Below are 22,132 nucleotides of genomic sequence, written 5' to 3'. Positions count from 1 at the left end.
CTTCCTGTGATCAGCTCTTGCCCGTGCTGTCGGCACCATTGTCCGCACCGGCGACCTCGGTCTCGTCGTCCTCCCGCCCCGGCGTGCGCAGGTTCCAGCGGATGATCACCCAGCGGAACACGAAGTAGTAGACCACCGCGTAGCCCAGGCCGATCGGGATCAGCCAGAGCGAGTTCTGCGAGATGCCGAAGTTGAGCACGTAGTCGATCGCGCCGGCGGAGAACCCGAACCCGGTGTGGATGTCCAGCGCGTTGACCAGGGCCATCGACGTGCCGGTGAGGACCGCGTGGATCAGCAGCAGCGGCCAGGCCACGAAGATGAAGGTGAACTCCAGCGGTTCGGTGACCCCGGTGAGGAACGAGGTCAGGCCCACCGAGAGCATCACCCCGCCGATGACCTTGCGCTGCGAGGTCGGGGCGCAGCGCCAGATGGCCAGCGCGGCGGCGGGCAGCGCGAACATGAAGATCGGGAAGAACCCGGTCATGAACGTGCCCGCGGTCGGGTCGCCCGCGAAGAACCGGGCGATGTCGCCCCGCTCGCCCTGGTAGTCGCCGAACAGGAACCACACCACGTTGTTCGGGATGTGGTGCAGGCCGAACGGCAGCAGCAGCCGGTTGATCACGCCGTAGATGCCGCCGCCGATCACGGCGTTGGCGGTGACCGCGTCGCTGAACGCGGTCAGGCCCGCGTCGAAGTACGGGAACAGCAGGCCCAGCACCACGCCCGCGATCAGCATCGCGAACGCGGTGATGATCGGGACGAACCGCCGCCCGCCGAAGAACCCGAGGTAGTCGGGCAGCTTGATCCGGTGGTAGCGCTGCCACAACCAGGCCGCGGTGAGCCCGGCGATGATGCCGCCGAGCACGCCGTAGGGGCCCTTGTTGTAGACGGTGCCGGCTTCCTGGTCGGTGATCTTCCAGAGGACGCCGGAGAGCACCAGGTAGCCGACGACCCCGGCCAGGGCGGTGGATCCGTCGGCCTTCTTCGCGAAGCCGATCGCCACGCCCACGGCGAACAGCAACGGCAGGTTGTCGAACAGCGCGCCGCCCGCCGCGCCGATCACCTCGGCGAACGGTTTGATCGCCGCGAAGCTGCCGAGCAGGTCGTCCTGCCCGAGCCGCTGCAGCAGCGCCGCGGCGGGCAGCACCGCGATCGGCAGCATGAGGCTGCGGCCCAGCCGTTGCAGGAGCGCGAACCCCCTTCTGCCCCCGCCGGGCCCGGTGGTGGTGCTGGCACTCATCGGTTACCTCCTGTGTGGCGGTGATCCCCGGAACCGTCCGGGTTCCGGTCGAGCTGCATCGTGACCTGGTACAGGTCCCCCCGGTACCAGGAAGTCATGTCCTCCACCGGACGTCCCCGCGCGGTGGAGACCCGGTGGAACACCAGGACGGGCGAACCCGGCCGGACGTCGAGCAGCGCGGCCGTCGCCGCGTCGGCGCCTTCGGCCAGCACGGTCTGGGTGCCGCGCTCCAGGTGCACGTCGTAGACCCGGGCGAGCAGCGTGTAGAGCGAGTCGGAGAGGTCCTGGCGCAGGAGCCCGGGCAGCAGCCCGGCGTGGTACCAGCCGCGCTCGACGGCCATCGGGGCGCCGTCGGCCTTGCGCAGCCGGTGCAGGTGGTGGGCCCGCTGGTCGCGGCGCAGGCCCAGCGAGGTCGCGACCTCCGGCGGCGGCGCCTGCTCGGTGGCCTGGAGCAGCACCGTCTCCGGTCGCATCCCGCGGCGGCGCATCTCCTCGGTGAAGGAGGCGAGGTGGAGCTGGGCGTCGACCCGGGGCCGGGTGGTGAAGGTGCCCTTGCCCCGGACCCGCCGCAGCAGGCCCTCGGCGACGAGCTGCCCGACGGCCTCCCGCACCGTCAGCCGGGACACCCCGTAGCGCTGGGCGAGCTCGCGTTCGGAGGGCACCGGGGAGCCGGGCAGCAGCTCGTTGCAGGCGATGTCGCGGAGGATCTCGCGGAGCTGGGCGTGCTTGGGCGTCGGGCCGTCGCCGAGCACGCCGCGGGTGGGGCCGCTCCGTCCCGGGTCGCCGAGCCCCGCACCGCCCGCCGGTCGTGATGGGGTCACGTCGCCTCCTCGCACCGCTTCCCGGCGCGTCCTGTCCAGCCGGTCCAGACGTTGGTACTGTCCGGTCTAAACCAGTTGGATGCGAACAATGCGCGGTCGGGCGATCGGGTGTCAAGACGGCGCCTGCTTCGTTGCCGCATCGACACCTCGCGGGCCAAGATCACCTGAACGGGGTTCCCCCGGGTGTCGGAGACGAAGGGAGCACGGGGTGGCGCAGGACAAGGCCGCGGCGATCCTGGCCGCACTGGGCGGCGGAGTCAACGTGGTGGAGATCGAACCGTGCATCACGCGGTTGCGGTGCGAGGTGGAGGACGCTGCGAAGGTCGACGAGGCGGCGCTGAAGGCCGCCGGTGCGCACGGCGTCCTGCGGCAGGGCGCGGTCATCCAGGTCGTCGTCGGCCCGGAGGCCGACACGCTGGCCGAGGACATCGAGGACCTGCGGTGAGCCTGGAGGTCGGGAGCCCGGTGGAAGGACTGGCCGCGGCGTTGTCCGACGTGCCGGATCCGGTGTTCTCCCAGGCGATGGTCGGCCCCGGGGTCGCGGTGCGGCCCGCCGGCGGTCGCGCCGACGCGGTCGCGCCGATCGCCGGCGTGGTCGCCACGGTGCACCCGCACGCCTTCGTGGTGGCCGCGCCCAGCGGCACGGCGGTGCTGGTGCACCTGGGCATCGACACCGTGAAGCTCCAGGGCGAGGGCTTCGAGCTGCACGTGTCCAAGGGCGACCAGGTGACGGCCGGGCAGCCCGTGGTGAGCTGGGACCCCAGCGGGGTGGAGGCGGCGGGCTACTCCGCGGTCTGCCCCGTGGTGGCCCTGGACCAGGCGCCCGAGGCGCTGGCCGACCTCCGCGAGGACGGCCCGGTGCGGGCCGGGGACACCCTCTTCGCGGTGGAGGCCTGATCCGGCACCCGCGCTGCTCGGCCTGATCGAGCAGCGCACCGTCGGACACGCCGGCGGTGCGCATCCGCCGCACCTCCCGGGCGGCGCCCGATGCTGGGTCCGTGTCGATCCTCACCGGACTCCTGCTGGGCGCCGCCGCGGGCGCGGCCGGTGCGCGGCTGCTGCGCGCGCTCGGCAGGGGAGTGCGGCCCCCGCCGCTGTGCTGCGCGTCCGCCGTCGCGGTGCTGTGGGCGGTGGTCGCGGCCCGGCTCGCGGGCGGGGCCTTCGGCTGGTGGTGGGCGCCGGTCCCGCTGCTGCTCGGCTGGGTCGGCGTGCTGCTGGCGGTCTGCGACCTGCGGGCCGCGCGGCTGCCGGACGCGCTGACCCTGCCCGCGCACCCGGTGGCCGCCTGCCTGGTCGGGCTGGCCGCGGCGCACCGCCCGGCGGCCCTGCCCGGGGTGCTGGTCGGCGCGCTGCTCGGCGCCGCGCTGTTCGGCGGCGGGTACCTGGTGGTCCGGCTGCTGGCCCCGGCCGCGCTGGGACCCGGCGATGTGAAGCTCGCCGCGCCGTTGGGCGCGGTCGTCGGTGCGGTCTCGGTCCCGGCGGTGCTGGCCGTGATGGGCGTCGCGGCGGTGCTCACGGCGCTCTGGTCGGCCCGCCGGGGCGGCGCCGGGGTGCCGCACGGTCCCGCGATGCTGCTGCCCGCGTGGTGCGCGACGGTCTTCCCGCCCTGGTGGTGGACCTGAGCGCCGGTGCCGCCGCGGCGCGGGCGCGCGGGTGCTCCGGGACGCGGATCGGCGGCGCGGGCGGGCGCCGGGGTCGCGACCCGGGAGCCCCGGCGACCACCGCGCGTGGCAGGATCTACAAGCGTGTTGCGCTGGATGACCGCTGGAGAATCGCACGGCCCCGCCCTCGTGGCGGTGCTGGAGGGCATGGTGGCCGGGGTGGAGGTCACCACGGCCGAGATCGCGACCCAGCTCGAACGGCGCAAGCTCGGCTTCGGCCGCAGCCCCCGGATGAACTTCGAGGCCGACGAGCTGGAGATCATCGGCGGGGTCCGGCACGGCCGCACCCAGGGCGGCCCGGTCGCGGTGCGCGTCGGCAACACCGAGTGGCCCAAGTGGGAGCAGGTCATGGCGGCCGACCCGGTCGACGAGGACGTGCTGTCCACGTTGGCCCGCAACGCCCCGCTGACCCGGCCGCGCCCCGGGCACGCCGACCTCGCCGGGATGCAGAAGTACGGCTTCGAGGAGGCCCGGCCGGTGCTCGAACGCGCCAGCGCGCGGGAGACCGCCGCGCGGGTCGCGGTGGGCACCGTCGCCCGGCAGTTCCTCCGCCAGCTCCTCGGCGTGGAGATCGTCAGCCACGTGGTCGCGCTGGGCGGGGTCGCCCACGACGGCGAGCTGCTGCCCGGGCCGGACGACCTCGACGCCATCGACGAGAACCCGGTGCGCGCCTTCGGCGACGCGGCCACCGAGCGGATGATGGCCGAGGTGGACGCCGCCAAGAAGGACGGCGACACCCTCGGCGGCGTCGTCGAGGTGATCGCCTACGGGCTGCCGCCGGGCATCGGATCGCACGTCCACTGGGACCGCAAGCTCGATGCCCGGCTGGCCGGCGCGCTGATGAGCATCCAGGCCGTCAAGGGCGTCGAGATCGGCGAGGGCTTCGCCAACGCCGCCCGGCGCGGCAGCGCGGCGCACGACGAGATCCACCCCGGCGAGGGCGCGCACTGGGTGCGGCGCGCCAGCAACCGCGCGGGCGGTCTGGAGGGCGGCATCACCAACGGCGAGCCGCTGATCGTCCGCGCCGCCAAGAAGCCGATCTCCAGCCTGCCCAAGGCGCTGGCCACGGTCGACGTGGTGACCGGCGAGCCGGCGCAGGCGATGCACCAGCGCTCCGACATCACCGCCGTGCCGCGCGCCGCCGTGGTCGCCGAGACGATGGTGGCGCTGGTGCTGGCCGAGGCCGTGCTGGAGAAGTTCGGCGGCGACTCGCTGCCGGAGACCCGGCGCAACGCCGAGGGCTACCTGACCGCGCTGCGCGAGCGCGCGGAGAAGCGGCAGGTGCGCTGATGGCGCCCCGGGCGGTGGTGATCGGCCCGCCGGGCGCGGGCAAGTCGACGATCGGGCGGCTGCTCGCCGAACGCCTCGCGGTGGGGTTCCGGGACACCGACGACGACATCGTGCGCACCGAGGACCGCGCCATCGCCGACATCTTCACCACCGACGGCGAAGCGGTGTTCCGCAAGATCGAGGAGGACGTCGTCGCCACGGCGCTGGCCGAGCACGACGGCGTGCTGGCGCTGGGCGGCGGCTCGGTGCTGTCCGAAGCGACGCGGGAACGGCTCGCCGGGCACCCGGTGGTCTACCTCTCGGTCGGGTTGGCCGAGGGGGCCAAGCGGGTCGGCCTGTCCACCGCCCGTCCGCTGCTGGCCGGGCTGAACCCGCGCGCCACCTTCAAGGCGCTGCTCGACGAGCGCATCCCGGTGTACCGCTCGGCGGCCTCGGTCGAGGTCCCCACCGACCGGTTGACGCCGGACGAGGTGGTGGCGCAGATCGTCGACGCGCTGTGGGGCGTCGACGGGTCGCCGAGCTGAACGCGAACGTGCGCCGGGGACGGGCGGCGCCGGACTCTCGGAAGGGACGATGATGACCGAACCGGTGCGGATCCCGGTCCGCGGTGCGCAGCCCTACGACGTGGTGGTCGGTCGCGGCCTGCTGGGGGAGCTCGTCGAGTTCCTGCGCGGCACCTCGTCGGTCGCGCTGCTGCACCAGCCCACCATCACCACGACCGTCGAGGCGGTCCGCGAGGAGCTGGCCGAGGCGGGCGTCGACGCGCACCGGGTGGAGCTGCCCGACGCCGAGGACGGCAAGAGCCTGGCGGTGGCCGGGTTCTGCTGGGAGGTCCTCGGCAAGATCGGGATGGACCGCAGCGGTGTCGTGGTGTCCTTCGGCGGTGGCGCGGTGACCGACGTCGCCGGGTTCGTGGCCAGCACCTGGATGCGCGGCGTGCGGGTGGTGCACGTGCCCACCACGCTGCTCGGCATGGTGGACGCCGCGATCGGCGGCAAGGCCGGCATCAACACCGACGCGGGCAAGAACCTGGTCGGCTCGTTCCACGAGCCCAGCGCGGTGTTCGTCGACCTGGCGACCCTGGAGGGGCTGCCGCGCAACGAACTCATCGCCGGGATGGCCGAGGTGGTCAAGGCCGGCTTCATCGCCGACCCGGAGATCCTGCGGCTGGTCGAGGCCGACCCGGACGCGGCGCTGGACCCGGCCGGCGAGGTGCTCGCCGAGCTGGTCCGGCGCGCGATCCAGGCCAAGGCCGACGTGGTGTCCTCCGACCTCAAGGAGTCGCACCTGCGGGAGGTGCTCAACTACGGGCACACCCTCGCGCACGCCATCGAGCGGCGGGAGCGGTACCGGTGGCGGCACGGCGCGGCGGTCAGCGTCGGGCTGGTGTTCGCCGCCGAGCTCGGCAGGCTGGCCGGGCGGCTCGACGACGAGACCGCCGACCGGCACCGCAGCGTGCTCGGCCTCCTCGGCCTGCCGACCAGCTACGACCCGGACGCCTTCGGGGACCTGCTGGAGGGCATGAAGCTGGACAAGAAGAACCGCTCCGGGCTGCTCCGGTTCGTCGTGCTCGACGGGCTGGCCCGGCCGGGCCGGCTGGAGGGCCCGGACCCGGCGCTGGTCGCCGCCGCGTACTCGGCGGTGACCGGCGAGCCCACGTCCGGCACGGAGGTGCTGCTGTGAAGGCGCTGGTGCTCAACGGCGTGAACCTCGGTCGGCTGGGCACCCGCGAGCCCGGCGTGTACGGCAGCACCACCCACCCGGAGCTGGTCGCGATGTGCGAGCGGGCGGGCACCGAGCTGGGCGTCGAGGTCGAGGTCCGCCAGACCGACGACGAGGGCGAGATGGTGCGCTGGCTGCACGAGGCCGCGGACGCGGGCTGGCCGGTGGTGCTCAACGCCGGGGCCTGGACGCACTACTCGATCGCGATCCGCGACGCCGCCGCCCAGCTCCGCGACGACCTCGTCGAGCTGCACATCTCCAACGTGCACCGGCGCGAGCCGTTCCGGCACACCAGCTACCTGTCGGACGTCGCCACCGCCGTGGTGGCCGGTTTCGGCGTGCGCGGCTACCCGCTGGCGCTGCGCTGGCTGGCCGAGCGGACCGGCTGACACGCCCGTCCTCGAATCCGGCGTTCCGCGCCGCGGCGCACCGACGATGGGGCGCACCGACGAGGGGCAGGGTCCAGGGCACGCGATTCGCGGGGGTGGGCGGTGGGGGAGCGCGGTCGGCTGCCGGTCGCGGCGGTGTCGGTGCTGCTGCTGACCGGGTGCGCGCCGGTGACCGGCTCGCCCACGCCGGAGGCGGTGCCCGAGCCGGTGCGGCTGAGCACCCGGGACCACCGGGAGAGCCCCGGCGTGGTCGCCTCGGGCGGTCCGGCGGCGCCGTACAACTACGGCCCGACGGTGCTCGACGACGCCGGGCGGTACCGGGTCTGGTGGTGCAGCCAGCTCCCCGGCGCGGGACCGGCGGGCGATGACGTGCTGCACGCCGCCTCCGACGTGCTGGGCGGTCCGTTCACCGCCGGGGGCGCCGCGGCCGAACCGGTGTTCCACGGGCGGCCGGGCGCGTTCGACGGGATGCACACCTGCGACCCGTCGGTGCTCCGGGTCGACGGCCGGTACTTCCTGTACTACACCGGTGCGGCGGGCGACCACGCGCACGGCAACGCGATCGGCGTGGCCACCGGCGAGGACGGCACGTCCTGGCGCCGCGCCGCGGGCGGTGCGCCGATCGCCACGGCCGCCGACGACGTGCGGCGGTCCAACACCTACGGCGCGGGCCAGCCCGCGGTGCTGCACCTGGACGGCTGGTTCTACCTGATGTTCACCGACACCACGGCGGCGGGCGCCGGGTGGAACGGCGCCGGGCAGTTCGTGCTCCGGGCCCGCGACGGCGCCTTCACCCGCGACGTCCAGGAGCTGACCGACGAGGGCTTCCGGCCGCGCGGCAGCGGTCCCCGGGCGCGGTCGGTGGTGGACGCCTTCAGCGCCGACTGGGCGTGGTCGGCGGCCCTGAACGCGTTCGCGATCGCCCACCAGACCGCGACGGGCACCACGATCACCTTCTGGGACCGGAACTTCACCCGGCACCCCTACGAACCGGTGCTCGTCCCCGGGCGGTGGCGGGAAGGTCCGGGTCTGGTGCGGACCCCGGAAGGCCACCTGCCGGTGTCCGGGGCGGATCCCTGCGGCACCGCGCCGATCGACGTGCTCCGGGCGACCGAGGACCGCGCGGCTCCCACCGATCTCCGCTGGTCCGGGCTCGACGTCGCGGGGTTCCGCGGGTGCGCCGAACCGGAGCGCGCGAGCGCGGTGCTGGACGGCTTCGGCGTCCCCTCGCCGACCCGCACCGTCGAGGTGCTCCGGGACGGGGCGAAGGTCCGCGTCGAACGCCGCTCGTTGGCCGAGGCCCTGACCCGCGCGGTGCTCGACGAGCGGGTGTCCGCAGTGGACGAACTGCCGGTGGCGGCCACCCTGGCGGGCGGGGCGCCCGCGCTGCGCTCGCCCGGTGGCGACGTCGGCCTGCTCGACGAGCGCGGACGGGTGTGGCTGGTGCCGCCGGAAGCCGCCCGCGCCAACGGTTCCCCGGTCGCCGAGGTGTCCTGGTCGGACTGGGAGGCCCACCCGCCCGGCGGCGATCTGCGCCCGTGAACGGCCCCGCGCGAGCGGCTGGCACCGCTTCGAGGACGGCCCGGCGCGCGGTGGTGTGCGTCGCTCAGGTGATCAAGAGCTGCCCGCCGATGGCCGGGAACGGCCCTCGGGGAAGGTCAGGGCGCGGGTGGCTCGTCGTCGGCGTCGACGTCGAAGGGCCGGCGCAGCCGATGCATCGCGGTGTCCCCGCGGTCGGGCCGCGGTGCCGCGGCGCGTGGCGACGAGGGAGCGGGAGCGGGTTCTTCGAACCGGGCCGGCGTGACCGGTTCGGCCGTGCGGGGCGCCGGGATGTCCCCGGCGCCGGAAGTGTCCGGGGTCTGGAAGAGACCGGTGCGACCGCCTCGGTCGCGGAGGACGGGGGAGGTGCTGATGAATTCCTTCTTCCTGCGATACCGCACCGGTTGGGTGCGGTGGGGGCCGGTGGTCCCGCCCGTCCGGGCGGGACCACCGGTCGGGCCGCTGCTCAGAGAGCGCGGACCACGTCGGCCTGGGGGCCCTTCGGGCCCTGGCTGACCTCGAAGGTGACCTGCTGGTCCTCCTCCAGGGTGCGGAACCCGGCGGCGTCGATGGCCGAGTAGTGCACGAAGACGTCCGGGCCGCCCTCGTTCGGGGCGATGAAGCCGAAGCCCTTCTCGGAGTTGAACCACTTCACGGTGCCCTGCGGCATGGTGCTGCCTCTTTCCTGGGAGCTGGTGGGGAAGCGGACCGCACCGCGGGCGCGGGGGTCCGGGCCGGGAAGACGGCGGCCGCCCCAACTCACCGAGAACAGCAGCGCGCCCGCATCAGCAATCCTGCGAGCGTGCGCGAACACGAACCAAGAAAACTACGACCACCACCGAGTCTACAGGTCCCGGGGCGCTCCGCCAGCGGCACCGGACACCGCGTCGCTACAGTGCCCGACATGTCCGGACATCTCGCCCGCGCCCGCTCGGAGCGCGGTGACGTCGTGCTGCTGCGCCGCGCCGGGGACGGTGCCCTGGAACTGCGGGTCAACGGGGTCTTCGTGATGGACACCGCGCACACCGGGACCGAACGGCTGCTGGCCACCGCGTCGCTGGATCTCGCGCTGCCCGGGCGCACCGGCGGCCGGGTGCTCGTCGGCGGCCTCGGCCTGGGGTTCACGCTGCTCGAAGTGCTCGCCGATCCGCGGGTCGGCAGCGCGCACGTGGTGGAGCTGGAGGGCGCGCTCGTCGACTGGCACCGGCGGGGGCTGGTGCCCGGCACCGCCGAGGCGCTGGCCGACGGGCGGGTCCGGACCAGCGTCGGCGACGTGGCCGAGGTGCTCGCCGCCGAACCCGAGGGCGAGCTCGACGTGCTGCTGCTCGACGTCGACAACGGCCCCGGCCACCTCGTGCACGACCGCAACGCCGCGCTGTACCGGGCGGAGTTCCTGGAGCTGTGCGCGGCCCGGCTGGCCCCGGGCGGCACCGCGGCGATCTGGTCGGCCGCGGAGGCCCCGGACCTGGCCGAGGCGCTGGCCGCGGCGTTCGGCGACTGCGCGCTCACCTCGGTCCCGGTGGTGCTGGGCCGCACCGAGACCAGCTACCACCTCTACACCGCGCGCCGCGCCGGGTAGCCGGTGGCGGCTTCCCGCCGAGGAACGCGCTGGGCGGGGTCCGGCCCGGTTCGCCGGGTTAGGCTTCCCGCCATGCCCGAATCGCACGCCCGCCGACGTCACGCCCTCCGCAGCTCGCTGCGCGAGCGGGAGCTGGACGCGATGTTGGTGACCGACCTGCTCAACATCCGCTACCTCACCGGCTTCACCGGGTCCAACGCGGCGCTGCTGGTGCACGCCGCCGACGAGCCCGACGCCGAGGGCGGCACCGTGTTCTGCACCGACGGGCGGTACCTGGCGCAGAGCGAGGACCAGGTGCCGGAGCTGGAGCGGGTGATCGAACGGGCCAGCGACCTGGCGCTGGCCGGCCGGGTGGCCGCCGAGCGCGCCCGGTACCGCCGGGTCGGGTTCGAGAGCGGCCACGTCACCGTCGACGCCCGGGACGCGCTGGACGACGCGGCGGGCACCGCCGAGCTGGTGCGCGCACCCGGCCTGGTCGAGCAGCTCCGGCTGGTCAAGGACGAGGACGAGATCGACGCGCTGCGGATGGCCTGCGCCGCCGCCGACCGCGCGCTGGCCGAGCTGATCGAGCACGGCGGGCTCCGGGCGGGCCGCACCGAGCTGGAGGTCGCCCGCGACCTGGAGGCCCGGATGCGGGACCACGGCGCCGCCGGACCGTCCTTCGACACGATCGTCGCCGCCGGTCCGAACTCGGCCGTGCCGCACCACCGCCCGGACGACTCGGTGCTGGCGCCGGGCGACTTCGTCAAGATGGACTTCGGCGCCCTCGTCGACGGCTACCACTCCGACATGACCCGCACCGCGGTGCTGGGCGAACCGGCGGACTGGCAGCGGGAGCTGTACCAGCTCGTGCTGGCCGCCCAGGCGGCCGGCCGGGCCGCGGTCCAGGTCGGCGCCGACGTCCGCGAGGTGGACGCCGCGGCCCGCGAGGTGATCACCGAGGCGGGTTACGGGGAGCGGTTCCTGCACGGTCTCGGGCACGGCGTCGGCCTGGAGATCCACGAGGCACCGACGCTGTCCCAGCGCGGGGCCGGTAGAATCGCCGAAAGGATGGCGGTCACCGTCGAGCCCGGCGTGTACCTGACCGGGCGGGGCGGGGTCCGCATCGAGGACACGCTGGTCGTGCGGCCCAGCACGCCCGAGCTCCTCACGTTGACGACGAGGGAGCTCGTCGCCGTCTGACGCGCCGACGCCGCACCGTCGACGATCGCGCCGACGCAACCCATTCGCAGCCAGCACGCAGGAGAGACCCCCACGTGGCGACCACGAACGACCTCAAGAACGGATTGGTGCTCAACATCGACGGCCAGCTCTGGTCCGTCGTGAACTTCCAGCACGTCAAGCCCGGCAAGGGCGGAGCTTTCGTGCGCACCACGCTGAAGAACGTGCTCTCGGGCAAGGTCGTGGACAAGACCTTCAACGCCGGGGTGAAGGTGGAGACCGCCAACGTCGACCGGCGGGAGATGACCTACCTCTACTACGACGGCAGCGACTACGTGTTCATGGAGCCCGACACCTTCGACCAGGTCTCCGTGTCCCCCGCCGTCGTGGGTGACGCGGCGGACTTCATGCTGGAGAACAGCAGCGTGGTGGTGGCCCGGCACGAGGGCGAGCCGCTCTACGTCGAGCTGCCCGCCTCCGTCGAGCTGGAGATCGAGCACACCGACCCGGGCGTGCAGGGCGACCGCTCCACCGGCGGTACCAAGCCCGCCACCCTGGTGACCGGCGCCGAGGTCCAGGTGCCGCTGTTCGTCGGCACCGGCGAGAAGGTCAAGGTGGACCCCCGGGACGGCCGCTACCTCGGCCGCGTCAACAAGTGACGGGGTCGGCGACCCCGGCCGGAAAGAGGGTGTGAGGTGGGTTCTCGGACCAAGGCCCGCAAGCGCGCCGTCGACATCCTCTACGAGGCCGACCTGCGGGAGATGGACCCGGTGACGTTGCTGGCGGACCGGGTCGGTTCCGCGGACGTGCCGCCGGTCGCGGAGTACACCATCACCCTCGTCGAGGGCGTGCAGGGCAACCGCGCGCGGATCGACGAGGTGCTGTCCCAGCACGCCGAGGGCTGGACGCTGGCCCGGATGCCCGCGGTCGACCGCGCGGTGCTGCGGCTCGGCCTCTACGAGCTGCTGTGGAGCGACGACGTGCCCTCCGCGGTGGCCATCGACGAAGCGGTGGACCTGGTCAAGGGCCTGTCCACGGACGACTCGCCGCGGTTCGTCAACGGCGTGCTCGGCCGCATCGCCGGGATCAGCGGACGGCTGCGCAAGTCGGTGCGCGCCTCCGGTGCGGAGTAGCCGCCGAGGCCAGGATCACACCGGCGTCGACCAGGATCACACCGACGACGAGAGGGGCGCTCCCGGATGTGGGGAGCGCCCCTCTCGTCCATTCGGGCCGCACCCGATCGTGTGGGGTTCGCCACGGCCCGTATCACGCCGTCCCGGTCGGCTCACTCCTCCCGGGCGGGACGGGCCTCCGGCGGGAGGACGCCCCAGTCGATGAGCTGCTCGGTGAGCTCGCCCGGGGTCATGTCGTAGATGATGGCCAGCGAGCGCAGGTCCTCGGTGCGGATGGACAGCACCTTGCCGTTGTAGTCGCCGCGCTGGCTCTGGATCGTGGCCGCGTAGCGGGCCAGCGGACCGACCTTCTCGGCCGGGAGCTGCTGCAACCGCTCCAGGTTGATCACGACCTTGGTGGCCGGTTCGGCGCCGGAGGGCACCCGGCCTTCCGGCAGGAGTTCCGCGACCGGAACGCCGTAGAAGTCGGCCAGCTCGGCGAGCTTCTGCACCGTCACGGCGCGGTCGCCGCGTTCGTAGGACCCGACGACCACGGCCTTCCACCGCCCGCCTGACTTCTGCTCGACGCCGTGCAGCGAAAGGCCCTGCTGCTGGCGGATAGCGCGGAGCTTGCTGCCCAGCGCCTTGGCGTAGTCGCCCATGTGGCGTGTCTCCGTTTCATTCGCCCCGTCAGCCGATACCGCCGACCGGGGAGCAAAGCTCAGATCAATACGGAGAGTAATATTCGCTTGCGAGCGTCACCAGGTCAAGTTGGTCTTCGTCGGGGCCGGGGCGAGTACCACCACACCACCCGGTCGATTGACCCGCGGACGCTGATAGCGTACAGGTCAGACCCGCTCGCGGCAGCCGCACTCGTCGGTCGGACTGCGGGCCAGGTCACACACCATCCTTTAAGGACCCGTCCAGTGAGGCGGGGAAGGAGGTCCACCGTGGCGTCACGCCAAGAGGCGGGCGCGGCGGATCCGGCCGGGCAGCGGGAGCTGCTCTCGGCCGGTGACGTTGCGCGCACGATCGCCAGGATCGCGCACCAGATCATCGAGAAGACGGCCCTGGACACCGGGGGCGACGACGTCGTCCTGCTGGGCGTCCCGACCCGGGGCGCGCCGCTGGCCCGCAGGCTGGCCGCGCGGATCGAGGAGTTCAGCGGTGTGGCGGTGCCCACCGGCACCCTCGACATCACGCTGTTCCGCGACGACCTGCGGCACCGCCCGAACCGGCCGCTGGAGCCCACCGACCTGCCCCCGGGCGGCATCGACCACAAGCTCGTCGTGCTCGTCGACGACGTGCTGTTCTCCGGCCGCACCGTGCGGGCCGCCCTCGACGCGCTGCGCGACCAGGGGCGCCCCCGCGCCGTGCAGCTCGCCGTGCTGGTCGACCGCGGCCACCGCCAGCTGCCGATCCGCGCCGACTACGTCGGCAAGAACATCCCCACCGCCCGCAGCGAGGACGTCGCGGTGCGGCTCGACGAGGCGGACGGCGCCGACTGCGTGGTGCTGCGGCGGGAGGAGGAGCGGTGATGCGCCACCTGCTGAGCACCGACGGGCTCGACGCGGCTTCGGCGACGGCGGTCCTGGACACCGCCGACACGCTGAAGCGCACGCTGCTCGGCCGCGAGGTCAAGAAGCTGCCGACGCTGCGCGGCCGGACCGTGGTGACCCTGTTCTACGAGAACTCCACCCGCACCCGGGTCTCCTTCGAGGTCGCCGGGAAGTGGATGAGCGCCGACGTGATCAACGTCTCGGCCAGCAGCTCCTCGGTCGGCAAGGGCGAATCGCTGCGGGACACCGCGCTGACCCTGGCCGCCGCCGGGGCCGACTGCGTGATCGTCCGGCACCCCGCCTCGGGTGCCGCGCACCGGCTGGCCGGGTGGCTGGCCGAGGCGGCCACCCAGGTGGTCAACGCCGGCGACGGGACGCACGAGCACCCCACCCAGGCGCTGCTGGACGCCGCGACGCTGCGGGAGCGGCTGGGCGAGCTGGCCGGGCGCCGCATCGGCATCGTCGGCGACCTGCTGCACAGCCGGGTGGCCCGCTCGAACGTGCACCTGCTGCGCGCCCTCGGTGCCGAGGTGGTGCTGGTCGCCCCGCCGACGCTGGTGCCCACCGGGATCGACGGGTGGGGCGCGCGGGTCACCCACGACCTCGACGCCGAGCTGCCCGGCCTGGACGCGGTGATGCTGCTGCGGGTGCAGGCCGAGCGGATGCACGGCGGCTTCTTCCCGTCGGCTCGCGAGTACTCGATCGGCTACGGGCTGAACGAGGCCCGGTCGGCCCGGCTGCCGGAGCACGCCGTGGTGCTGCACCCGGGGCCGATGCTGCGCGGCATGGAGATCGCCGGGACGGTCGCCGACTCGGACCGCGCCGCCATCACCCAGCAGGTCGGCAACGGCGTGCACGTGCGGATGGCGGTGCTCTACCACCTGCTGGCCGGAGAGGAGATCGCGGCATGAGCCGGGTGCTGCTGCGGGGCGTGCGCCCCTACGGGGAGGGCGAACCGGTCGACGTGCTCGTCGTCGACGGGACCATCGCCGAGGTCGGCGCCGCGCCGGGGACCGAGGCCGACGAGGTCGTCGCGGGCGGCGGCGCGGTGCTGCTGCCCGGCTTCGTCGACCTGCACACCCACCTGCGGGAACCGGGCCGGGAGGACGCCGAGACGATCCGCACCGGTTCCGCCGCCGCCGCGCTGGGCGGCTACACCACCGTGTTCGCGATGGCCAACACCGACCCGGTCGCCGACAACGCGGTGGTCGTGGAGCACGTGTGGCGGCGCGGTCGCGAGGTCGGGCTGGTCGACGTGCACCCGGTGGGCGCGGTCACGGTCGGCCTGGGCGGCGAGCGGCTGGCCGAGCTGGGCGGCATGGCCGCCTCGGCCGCCGGGGTCCGGGTCTTCTCCGACGACGGGCGCTGCGTGGACGACCCGCTGCTGATGCGCCGCGCGCTGGAGTACACCAAGGCGTTCGGCGGGGTCGTCGCCCAGCACGCCGAGGACCCGCGGCTCACCGCGGGCGCCCAGGCGCACGAGGGGCCGACCGCGGCGAAGCTCGGGCTGGCCGGCTGGCCCGCCCCCGCCGAGGAGTCGATCGTGGCCCGGGACTGCCTGCTGGCCGCGCACACCGGCGGCAGCCTGCACGTCTGCCACGTCTCCACCGCCGGGACCGCGGATATCCTGAGGTGGTGGAAGGCCCGCGACGCGGGCGGCGCCGTCTCGGCCGAGGTCACCCCGCACCACCTGCTGCTCACCGACGAGCGGCTGGCCACCTACGACCCGGTGAACAAGGTCAACCCGCCGCTGCGCACCGACGCCGACGCGGCGGCGCTGCGGCAGGCCCTGGCTGAGGGCACCGTGGACTGCGTGGCCACCGACCACGCCCCGCACGCGGACCAGCACAAGGACTGCGAGTGGTCCGCGGCCAGCCCGGGGATGCTCGGGTTGCAGACCGCGCTGGGGATCGTCGTGCGGACCATGGTGCGCCCCGGGCTGCTGGACTGGCGGGGCGTGGCGCGGGTGATGAGCGAGCGCCCGGCGCGGATCGCCGGCCTCGCCGACCAGGGGCGGCCGATCGCGGCGGGCGAGCCGGCGAACCTGGTGCTGGTCGACCCGGACGACGAGTGGACCGTGCGGGCGGCCGAGCTGGCCAGCATCGGGTCCAACTCGCCGTACGAGGGCATGCGGTTGCCGGGCCGGGTGCTGGTGACGTTGCTGCGCGGCCGGATCACCGCGCACGAGGGCGAGGTGAGGTTCTGATGGACCGCCTGATCTGGGTGCTGCTGACGATCGTGCTGATCGCCCTGGTGTTCTGGGCGATGCGGCGCGGCTGGGTGAACCGGGTGCGACGACAGCAGGCGGTGCTGGCGGAGTTCCCCGCACCGCCCGCCGAGCTCGGCACCGTCGAGCTGCGCCCCGCGATGACCGGCATGTACGTCGGCACCACCCGGGCGCCCGACTGGCAGGACCGGATCGCGGTGGGCGACATCGGCCACCGGTCCGAAGGCGTCGCGCGGCTGCACCCCTCCGGGCTGCTGCTGGAGCGCACCGGCGCGACCGCGCTGTGGATCCCGGCGGAGTCGATCGTGGACGCCCGCCGCGACCACAAGCTCGCCAACAAGGTGGTGCCCGGGGCCGGTCTGCTGGTGGTGCGCTGGCGCCTCGGCGAGACCGAACTGGACACCGGATTCCGCTTCGACGACAAGGCGGAGCACGAGCCGTGGGCCGAAGCGGTCCGCGGGCTCGGCCCCGCGGCCGTCGCGGCGCACGACACGACCGCGAATTCGCGGCAGGAGGACGAATGACCGCGCACATCCCGGCCGCGCTGGTGCTGGAGGACGGCCGGATCTTCCGCGGGCGGGCCTACGGCTCGGTGGGCAGCACGCTCGGCGAGGTGGTGTTCACCACCGGCATGACGGGGTACCAGGAGACCCTGACCGACCCCTCGTACCACCGGCAGATCGTGGTGCAGACCGCCCCGCAGATCGGCAACACCGGCTGGAACGACGAGGACGACGAGTCGGCCCGGATCTGGGTCGCCGGCTACGCCGTCCGCGAACCGGCCCGCATCGCGTCCAACTGGCGCTCCCGCCGTTCGCTGGAGGCGGAGCTGGAGGCCCAGGGCATCGTCGGCATCGCGGGCATCGACACCCGCGCGCTGACCCGGCACGTCCGGGAGGCCGGCGCGATGCGCGGCGGCGTCTTCTCGGGTGCCGAGCTGGCCTCCGACGCCGAGCTGCTCAAGCGGGTGACCGGCAGCAGCCCGATGGTCGGCGCCGACCTGGCCGGTGACGTCACCACCGCCGAGCCCTACGTGGTGCCCGCGCTGGGCGAGAAGCGGTTCACCGTGGCCGCGCTGGACCTGGGCATCAAGTCCAACACCCCGCGCATGATGGCCGCCCGCGGCATCGAGGTGCACGTGCTGCCGGCCGGCGCCTCGCTGGACGAGGTGCTCGCGGCGGGCGCCGACGGGCTGTTCCTGTCCAACGGGCCGGGCGACCCGGCCACCACCGACCAGCAGGTCGAACTGACCCGGCAGGCGCTGGACCGGAAGCTGCCGCTGTTCGGCATCTGCTTCGGCAACCAGGTGCTCGGCCGCGCGCTGGGCCGCGGCACCTACAAGCTGCGCTACGGCCACCGGGGCATCAACATCCCGGTGATCGACGCCGAGACCGGCAAGGTCGCCATCACCGCGCAGAACCACGGGTTCGCGGTCGAGGGCGAGCCCGGCGAGCGCTTCGACACCGAGTTCGGCCGCGCGATGGTCAGCCACCACTGCGCCAACGACGGTGCGGTCGAGGGCCTCGCGCTGCTCGACGGCCCGGCGTTCAGCGTGCAGTACCACCCCGAGGCGGCGGCCGGTCCGCACGACGCGGCGCCGCTGTTCGACAAGTTCGTTGACCTGATGAGTGAGGCGCGCTGATGCCCAAGAGGACCGACATCGAGCACGTGCTGGTCATCGGTTCCGGGCCGATCGTGATCGGCCAGGCGTGCGAGTTCGACTACTCCGGCACCCAGGCGTGCCGGGTGCTGCGCGAAGAGGGCCTGCGGGTCTCGCTGGTGAACTCCAACCCGGCGACGATCATGACCGACCCGGAGTTCGCCGACGCCACCTACATCGAGCCGATCACCCCGGAGTTCGTCGAGAAGGTGATCGCCGCCGAGCGCCCGGACGCGCTGCTGGCCACCCTCGGCGGGCAGACCGCGCTGAACACCGCGGTCGCGCTGCACGAGCGCGGCGTGCTGGAGAAGTACGGCGTGGAGCTCATCGGCGCCGACATCGACGCGATCCAGCGCGGCGAGGACCGCCAGATGTTCAAGGACATCGTGCGCTCGGTCGGCGGCGAGGTGCCGGAGAGCACGGTGTGCAAGTCGATGGACGACGTGCGCGCCTTCGTCGCCGACCGCGGCCTGCCGGTGGTCATCCGCCCCAGCTTCACCATGGGCGGGCTCGGCTCCGGCATGGCGCACACGCCCGACGCGCTGGAGCGGATGGCGTCCTTCGGCCTCTCCGAGAGCCCGGTGCACGAGGTCCTCATCGAGGAGAGCGTGCTCGGCTGGAAGGAGTACGAGCTGGAGCTGATGCGCGACAACGCCGACAACGTGGTCGTGATCTGCTCCATCGAGAACGTCGACGCGATGGGCGTGCACACCGGCGACTCGGTGACGGTCGCCCCGTCCATGACGCTGACCGACCGCGAGTACCAGAACATGCGCGACGTCGGCATCGCGGTGCTGCGCGAGGTCGGGGTGGAGACCGGCGGCTGCAACATCCAGTTCGCCATCAACCCGGAGACCGGCCGGATGGTCGTCATCGAGATGAACCCGCGGGTGTCGCGGTCCTCGGCGCTGGCCTCCAAGGCGACCGGCTTCCCGATCGCCAAGATCGCCGCGCGGCTGGCCGTGGGCTACACCCTCGACGAGATCCGCAACGACATCACCGGCGAGACCCCGGCGAGCTTCGAGCCGACGCTGGACTACGTCGTGGTGAAGGTGCCCCGGTTCGCCTTCGAGAAGTTCCCGGGCGCCGACCCGGAGCTGACCACCACCATGAAGAGCGTCGGCGAGGCGATGGCGGTGGGCCGCAGCTTCTCCGAGGCGATGGGCAAGGCGCTGCGCTCGATGGAGACCAAGTCGGTCGGGTTCTGGACCCGGCCCGACCCGGAGGGCGCCACCGCGGTCTCGACGCTGGCGGAGCTGCGCACCCCGCACGACGGGCGGCTCTACACCGTCGAGCGGGCGCTGCGGCTGGGCGCGAGCGTCGAGCAGGTGCACGAGGCCTCCGGCATCGACCCGTGGTTCGTGGACCAGGTCGCCGCCTGGGTGGAGCTGCGCGCGGAGCTGGTCGACGCCCCGGTGCTCGACGTGGAGCTGCTGCGCCGGGCCAAGGTCGCGGGCCTGTCCGACCGCCAGATCGCCGCGCTGCGCCCGGAGCTGGCCGGTGAGGACGGCGTCCGCGCGCTGCGCCACCGGCTCGACGTCCGCCCGGTCTACAAGACGGTGGACACCTGCGCGGCCGAGTTCGCCGCCCGCACGCCGTACCACTACTCGGCCTACGAGGCGGACCCGGCGGCCGAGTCCGAGGTCACCGAGCAGCGGGAGCGGCCGAAGGTGCTGATCCTGGGTTCGGGTCCGAACCGGATCGGCCAGGGCATCGAGTTCGACTACTCCTGCGTGCACGCCGCGATGGCGCTGCGCGACGCCGGGTACGAGACCGTGATGGTCAACTGCAACCCGGAGACGGTCTCCACCGACTACGACACCAGCGACCGGCTGTACTTCGAGCCGCTGACCTTCGAGGACGTGCTGGAGGTCGTGCACTCCGAGCAGCGCTCCGGCGAGGTTGCCGGGGTCATCGTGCAGCTCGGCGGCCAGACCCCGCTGGGGCTGGCGCGGCGGCTCACCGAGGCGGGCGTGCCGGTGGTGGGCACCCCGGCGGAGGCCATCCACCTGGCCGAGGAGCGGGGCGCCTTCGGCGACGTGCTCGCCGGGGCCGGGCTGCCCGCGCCGAAGTACGGGACCGCGACCAGCTTCGAGGGGGCCAAGCGGATCGCCGACGAGATCGGCTACCCGGTGCTGGTCCGGCCGTCCTACGTGCTCGGCGGGCGCGGCATGGAGATCGTCTACGACGAGCCGTCGCTGGAGAACTACATCGCCCGGGCCACCGAGGTCACCCCGGAGCACCCGGTGCTGGTGGACAACTTCCTCGACGACGCCATCGAGATCGACGTGGACGCGCTGTGCGACGGCACCGACGTCTACCTCGGCGGCGTGATGGAGCACATCGAGGAAGCCGGCATCCACTCCGGCGACTCGGCCTGCGCCCTGCCGCCCATCACCCTGGGGCGCCAGGACATCGAGCAGGTCCGCCGGTCCACCGCGGCCATCGCCCGGGGCGTCGGGGTCCGCGGGCTGCTCAACGTGCAGTACGCGCTCAAGGACGACGTGCTCTACGTGCTGGAGGCCAACCCGCGCGCCTCCCGGACGGTGCCGTTCGTGTCCAAGGCGACCGCCGCGCCGCTGGCCAAGGCCGCCGCGCGCATCATGCTCGGGGCCTCCATCGCCGAGCTGCGCGCCGAGGGCCTGCTGCCCGCCGAGGGCGACGGCGCGGACCTGCCGATCGACGCCCCGGTCGCGGTGAAGGAGGCCGTGCTGCCGTTCCACCGGTTCCGCACCCGCGAGGGCTACGGGGTGGACTCGCTGCTCGGGCCGGAGATGAAGTCCACCGGCGAGGTCATGGGCATCGACACCTCCTTCGGGCAGGCGTTCGCCAAGTCGCAGTCCGGCGCCTACGGTTCGCTGCCGGTCAAGGGCCGGGTGTTCGTCTCGGTGGCCAACAAGGACAAGCGCTCGCTGGTCTTCCCGGTCAAGCGCTTGGCCGACCTCGGGTTCGAGATCCTGGCCACCAGCGGTACCTCCGAGGTGTTGCAGCGCAACGGGATCGTCTCCACCGTGGTGCGCAAGCACAACGAGGAGGGCGACCAGCGGCGCGACGTGGTGGACCTGATCAAGGCGGGGGAGGTCGACATGGTGATCAACACCCCGTACGGCAACCCCGGCCCCCGGGTCGACGGCTACGAGATCCGCACCGCGGCGGTGTCCCGGGACATCCCGTGCATCACCACGGTGCAGGGCGCCGCGGCGGCGGTCCAGGGCATCGAGGCCGCGATCCAGGGCAACATCGGCGTCCGCCCGCTGCAGGCGCTGCAGGCGGCGCTGCGCGAAGGCGGACGGCGGTGACGCTCGGCGCGCCGTTCGGCGCGCGCCTGGCCGAGGCGGTGCGGCGGCGGGGCCCGCTGTGCGTGGGCGTCGACCCGCACCCCTCGCTGCTGGGCGCCTGGGGGCTCGGCGAGGACGTCGCGTCCCTGGAGCGGTTCGCGCTGACCGCCGTCGAGGCCCTGGCCGACCAGGTGGCGGTGCTCAAGCCGCAGGCCGCCTTCTTCGAGGCCTACGGCTCGGCCGGGGTCGCGGTGCTGGAACGCGTCGTCACCGAGGCGCGGCAGGGCGGCGCCCTGGTGCTGCTGGACGTCAAGCGCGGCGACATCGGGTCCACCATGACCGCCTACGCCAAGGCCTACCTCGACGAGCACTCGCCGCTGGCGGCCGACGCGGTGACCCTCTCGCCCTACCTCGGGTACGGCTCGCTGGCCCCGGCCATCGGCCTGGCCGAGCAGACCGGGCGCGGCGTGTTCGTGCTCGCCCGCACGTCCAATCCGGAGGGTGCGGGCCTGCAACGGGCGGTGACCGAGGGCGGCGGCGTCGCGCAGTCCATCGTGGACGCGGCGGCGGCGGGCAACGCGGGCGCCGATCCGATGGGCCACATCGGACTCGTGGTGGGAGCGACCGTCCGGGCCGGCGAGCTGGACCTGTCCCGGCTCAACGGCCCGATCCTCGCCCCGGGCCTCGGCGCCCAGGGCGCCACGGTCGACGGCCTGCGCGCGACGTTCGGCCCGGTGCTGCCGCAGGTGCTGCCCGCCACCGCCCGGGACGTGCTCCGGCACGGCCCCGGCACCGCCGAGCTGCGCAAGGCCGCCCGGCGGGTGCAGGACCAGCTCACCACCCTGCTCGACTGAAGCCGTGGCGGGGTGGTGGGATCTCGCCGATCCCGCCACC

Annotated in this window: 23 protein-coding genes; 19 read left to right on the top strand and 4 right to left on the bottom strand. The window is 73.7% G+C overall.

Annotated elements, in window-relative coordinates:
• Nucleotides 1–10: 10 nt before the first annotated feature.
• Both ABD976_RS12550 and ABD976_RS12545 read right to left on the bottom strand, forming a co-directional pair.
• Entirely contained in the window at nt 11–1,240 is a 1,230-nt protein-coding gene (locus tag ABD976_RS12550; RefSeq protein ID WP_345362234.1) for a PTS transporter subunit EIIC, read from the bottom strand.
• Nucleotides 1,237–1,992: a GntR family transcriptional regulator gene (locus tag ABD976_RS12545; RefSeq protein WP_345362563.1), complete on the bottom strand. Its 756-nt coding sequence runs from the start codon at nt 1,990–1,992 to the stop codon at nt 1,237–1,239. The genes ABD976_RS12550 and ABD976_RS12545 overlap by 4 nt, the downstream gene beginning before the upstream one ends.
• A gap of 277 nt (nt 1,993–2,269) precedes the next feature.
• Here ABD976_RS12545 and ABD976_RS12540 point away from each other — a divergent pair, with 277 nt between their 5' ends.
• From ABD976_RS12540 to ABD976_RS12505, 8 genes are all read left to right on the top strand, one after another.
• Complete coding sequence (locus tag ABD976_RS12540; protein ID WP_345362231.1) at nt 2,270–2,506, top strand: PTS sugar transporter subunit IIB; 237 nt, start codon at nt 2,270–2,272, stop codon at nt 2,504–2,506.
• Nucleotides 2,503–2,958: a PTS sugar transporter subunit IIA gene (locus ABD976_RS12535; protein ID WP_345362228.1), complete on the top strand. Its 456-nt coding sequence runs from the start codon at nt 2,503–2,505 to the stop codon at nt 2,956–2,958. Before ABD976_RS12540 ends, ABD976_RS12535 begins: the two co-directional genes overlap by 4 nt.
• Before the next feature lie 101 nt (nt 2,959–3,059).
• Nucleotides 3,060–3,683, top strand: a complete 624-nt coding sequence (locus tag ABD976_RS12530; RefSeq protein ID WP_345362225.1) for a prepilin peptidase — start codon at nt 3,060–3,062, stop codon at nt 3,681–3,683.
• A gap of 123 nt (nt 3,684–3,806) precedes the next feature.
• On the top strand, nt 3,807–5,012 hold the full coding sequence (gene aroC / locus ABD976_RS12525) for a chorismate synthase (RefSeq protein ID WP_345362222.1): 1,206 nt from the start codon (nt 3,807–3,809) through the stop codon (nt 5,010–5,012).
• The gene (locus tag ABD976_RS12520; RefSeq protein ID WP_345362219.1) at nt 5,012–5,536 is read left to right on the top strand and encodes a shikimate kinase; all 525 of its coding nucleotides are present in this window, start codon (nt 5,012–5,014) and stop codon (nt 5,534–5,536) included. Before aroC ends, ABD976_RS12520 begins: the two co-directional genes overlap by 1 nt.
• A gap of 52 nt (nt 5,537–5,588) precedes the next feature.
• A complete protein-coding gene (aroB, locus tag ABD976_RS12515) occupies nt 5,589–6,695 on the top strand; it encodes a 3-dehydroquinate synthase (RefSeq protein WP_345362560.1) in 1,107 nt (368 codons plus the stop codon).
• A complete protein-coding gene (aroQ, locus tag ABD976_RS12510; RefSeq protein WP_345362216.1) occupies nt 6,692–7,123 on the top strand; it encodes a type II 3-dehydroquinate dehydratase in 432 nt (143 codons plus the stop codon). Before aroB ends, aroQ begins: the two co-directional genes overlap by 4 nt.
• Nucleotides 7,124–7,225: 102 nt before the next feature.
• Nucleotides 7,226–8,665, top strand: coding sequence for a glycoside hydrolase family protein (locus ABD976_RS12505; protein WP_345362213.1), 1,440 nt, complete (start codon nt 7,226–7,228; stop codon nt 8,663–8,665).
• A gap of 463 nt (nt 8,666–9,128) precedes the next feature.
• Here ABD976_RS12505 and ABD976_RS12500 read toward each other — a convergent pair whose 3' ends face one another.
• Nucleotides 9,129–9,332 (bottom strand): cold-shock protein, encoded by a 204-nt coding sequence (locus ABD976_RS12500; protein ID WP_345362557.1) that lies wholly within the window; start codon nt 9,330–9,332, stop codon nt 9,129–9,131.
• 234 nt (nt 9,333–9,566) lie between these two features.
• Here ABD976_RS12500 and ABD976_RS12495 point away from each other — a divergent pair, with 234 nt between their 5' ends.
• From ABD976_RS12495 to nusB, 4 genes are all read left to right on the top strand, one after another.
• Nucleotides 9,567–10,241, top strand: coding sequence for a spermine/spermidine synthase domain-containing protein (locus ABD976_RS12495; RefSeq protein ID WP_345362210.1), 675 nt, complete (start codon nt 9,567–9,569; stop codon nt 10,239–10,241).
• A 72-nt stretch (nt 10,242–10,313) separates the two neighbouring features.
• A complete protein-coding gene (locus ABD976_RS12490) occupies nt 10,314–11,423 on the top strand; it encodes a M24 family metallopeptidase (protein WP_345362207.1) in 1,110 nt (369 codons plus the stop codon).
• 74 nt (nt 11,424–11,497) lie between these two features.
• Entirely contained in the window at nt 11,498–12,061 is a 564-nt protein-coding gene (gene efp, locus ABD976_RS12485) for an elongation factor P (RefSeq protein ID WP_345362204.1), read from the top strand.
• Between the two features lie 36 nt (nt 12,062–12,097).
• Entirely contained in the window at nt 12,098–12,535 is a 438-nt protein-coding gene (gene nusB / locus ABD976_RS12480) for a transcription antitermination factor NusB (protein WP_345362201.1), read from the top strand.
• A gap of 152 nt (nt 12,536–12,687) precedes the next feature.
• Here nusB and bldD read toward each other — a convergent pair whose 3' ends face one another.
• The gene (gene bldD, locus ABD976_RS12475) at nt 12,688–13,176 is read right to left on the bottom strand and encodes a transcriptional regulator BldD (protein WP_010311046.1); all 489 of its coding nucleotides are present in this window, start codon (nt 13,174–13,176) and stop codon (nt 12,688–12,690) included.
• Between the two features lie 288 nt (nt 13,177–13,464).
• Between bldD and pyrR the strand changes: the two genes are divergently transcribed.
• Genes pyrR through pyrF form a run of 7 tightly spaced genes read left to right on the top strand, consistent with a single transcriptional unit; the run spans nt 13,465 to nt 22,092 of the window.
• On the top strand, nt 13,465–14,052 hold the full coding sequence (gene pyrR / locus ABD976_RS12470; RefSeq protein ID WP_345362198.1) for a bifunctional pyr operon transcriptional regulator/uracil phosphoribosyltransferase PyrR: 588 nt from the start codon (nt 13,465–13,467) through the stop codon (nt 14,050–14,052).
• Entirely contained in the window at nt 14,052–14,984 is a 933-nt protein-coding gene (locus tag ABD976_RS12465) for an aspartate carbamoyltransferase catalytic subunit (RefSeq protein WP_345362195.1), read from the top strand. Before pyrR ends, ABD976_RS12465 begins: the two co-directional genes overlap by 1 nt.
• Nucleotides 14,981–16,279: a dihydroorotase gene (locus ABD976_RS12460; protein WP_345362192.1), complete on the top strand. Its 1,299-nt coding sequence runs from the start codon at nt 14,981–14,983 to the stop codon at nt 16,277–16,279. Before ABD976_RS12465 ends, ABD976_RS12460 begins: the two co-directional genes overlap by 4 nt.
• On the top strand, nt 16,279–16,824 hold the full coding sequence (locus ABD976_RS12455) for a PH-like domain-containing protein (RefSeq protein WP_345362189.1): 546 nt from the start codon (nt 16,279–16,281) through the stop codon (nt 16,822–16,824). Before ABD976_RS12460 ends, ABD976_RS12455 begins: the two co-directional genes overlap by 1 nt.
• Entirely contained in the window at nt 16,821–17,942 is a 1,122-nt protein-coding gene (gene carA / locus ABD976_RS12450; RefSeq protein ID WP_345362186.1) for a glutamine-hydrolyzing carbamoyl-phosphate synthase small subunit, read from the top strand. The genes ABD976_RS12455 and carA overlap by 4 nt, the downstream gene beginning before the upstream one ends.
• Nucleotides 17,942–21,259, top strand: coding sequence for a carbamoyl-phosphate synthase large subunit (gene carB, locus ABD976_RS12445; protein WP_345362183.1), 3,318 nt, complete (start codon nt 17,942–17,944; stop codon nt 21,257–21,259). The genes carA and carB overlap by 1 nt, the downstream gene beginning before the upstream one ends.
• Complete coding sequence (gene pyrF / locus ABD976_RS12440; protein ID WP_345362180.1) at nt 21,256–22,092, top strand: orotidine-5'-phosphate decarboxylase; 837 nt, start codon at nt 21,256–21,258, stop codon at nt 22,090–22,092. Before carB ends, pyrF begins: the two co-directional genes overlap by 4 nt.
• Nucleotides 22,093–22,132 lie beyond the last annotated feature (40 nt).

Source organism: Saccharopolyspora cebuensis, assembly GCF_039542665.1.
Taxonomy (GTDB): domain Bacteria; phylum Actinomycetota; class Actinomycetes; order Mycobacteriales; family Pseudonocardiaceae; genus Saccharopolyspora; species Saccharopolyspora cebuensis.
Note: the sequence above shows the minus strand (reverse complement) of the source record. Positions and strands in the feature narration are given on the sequence as shown.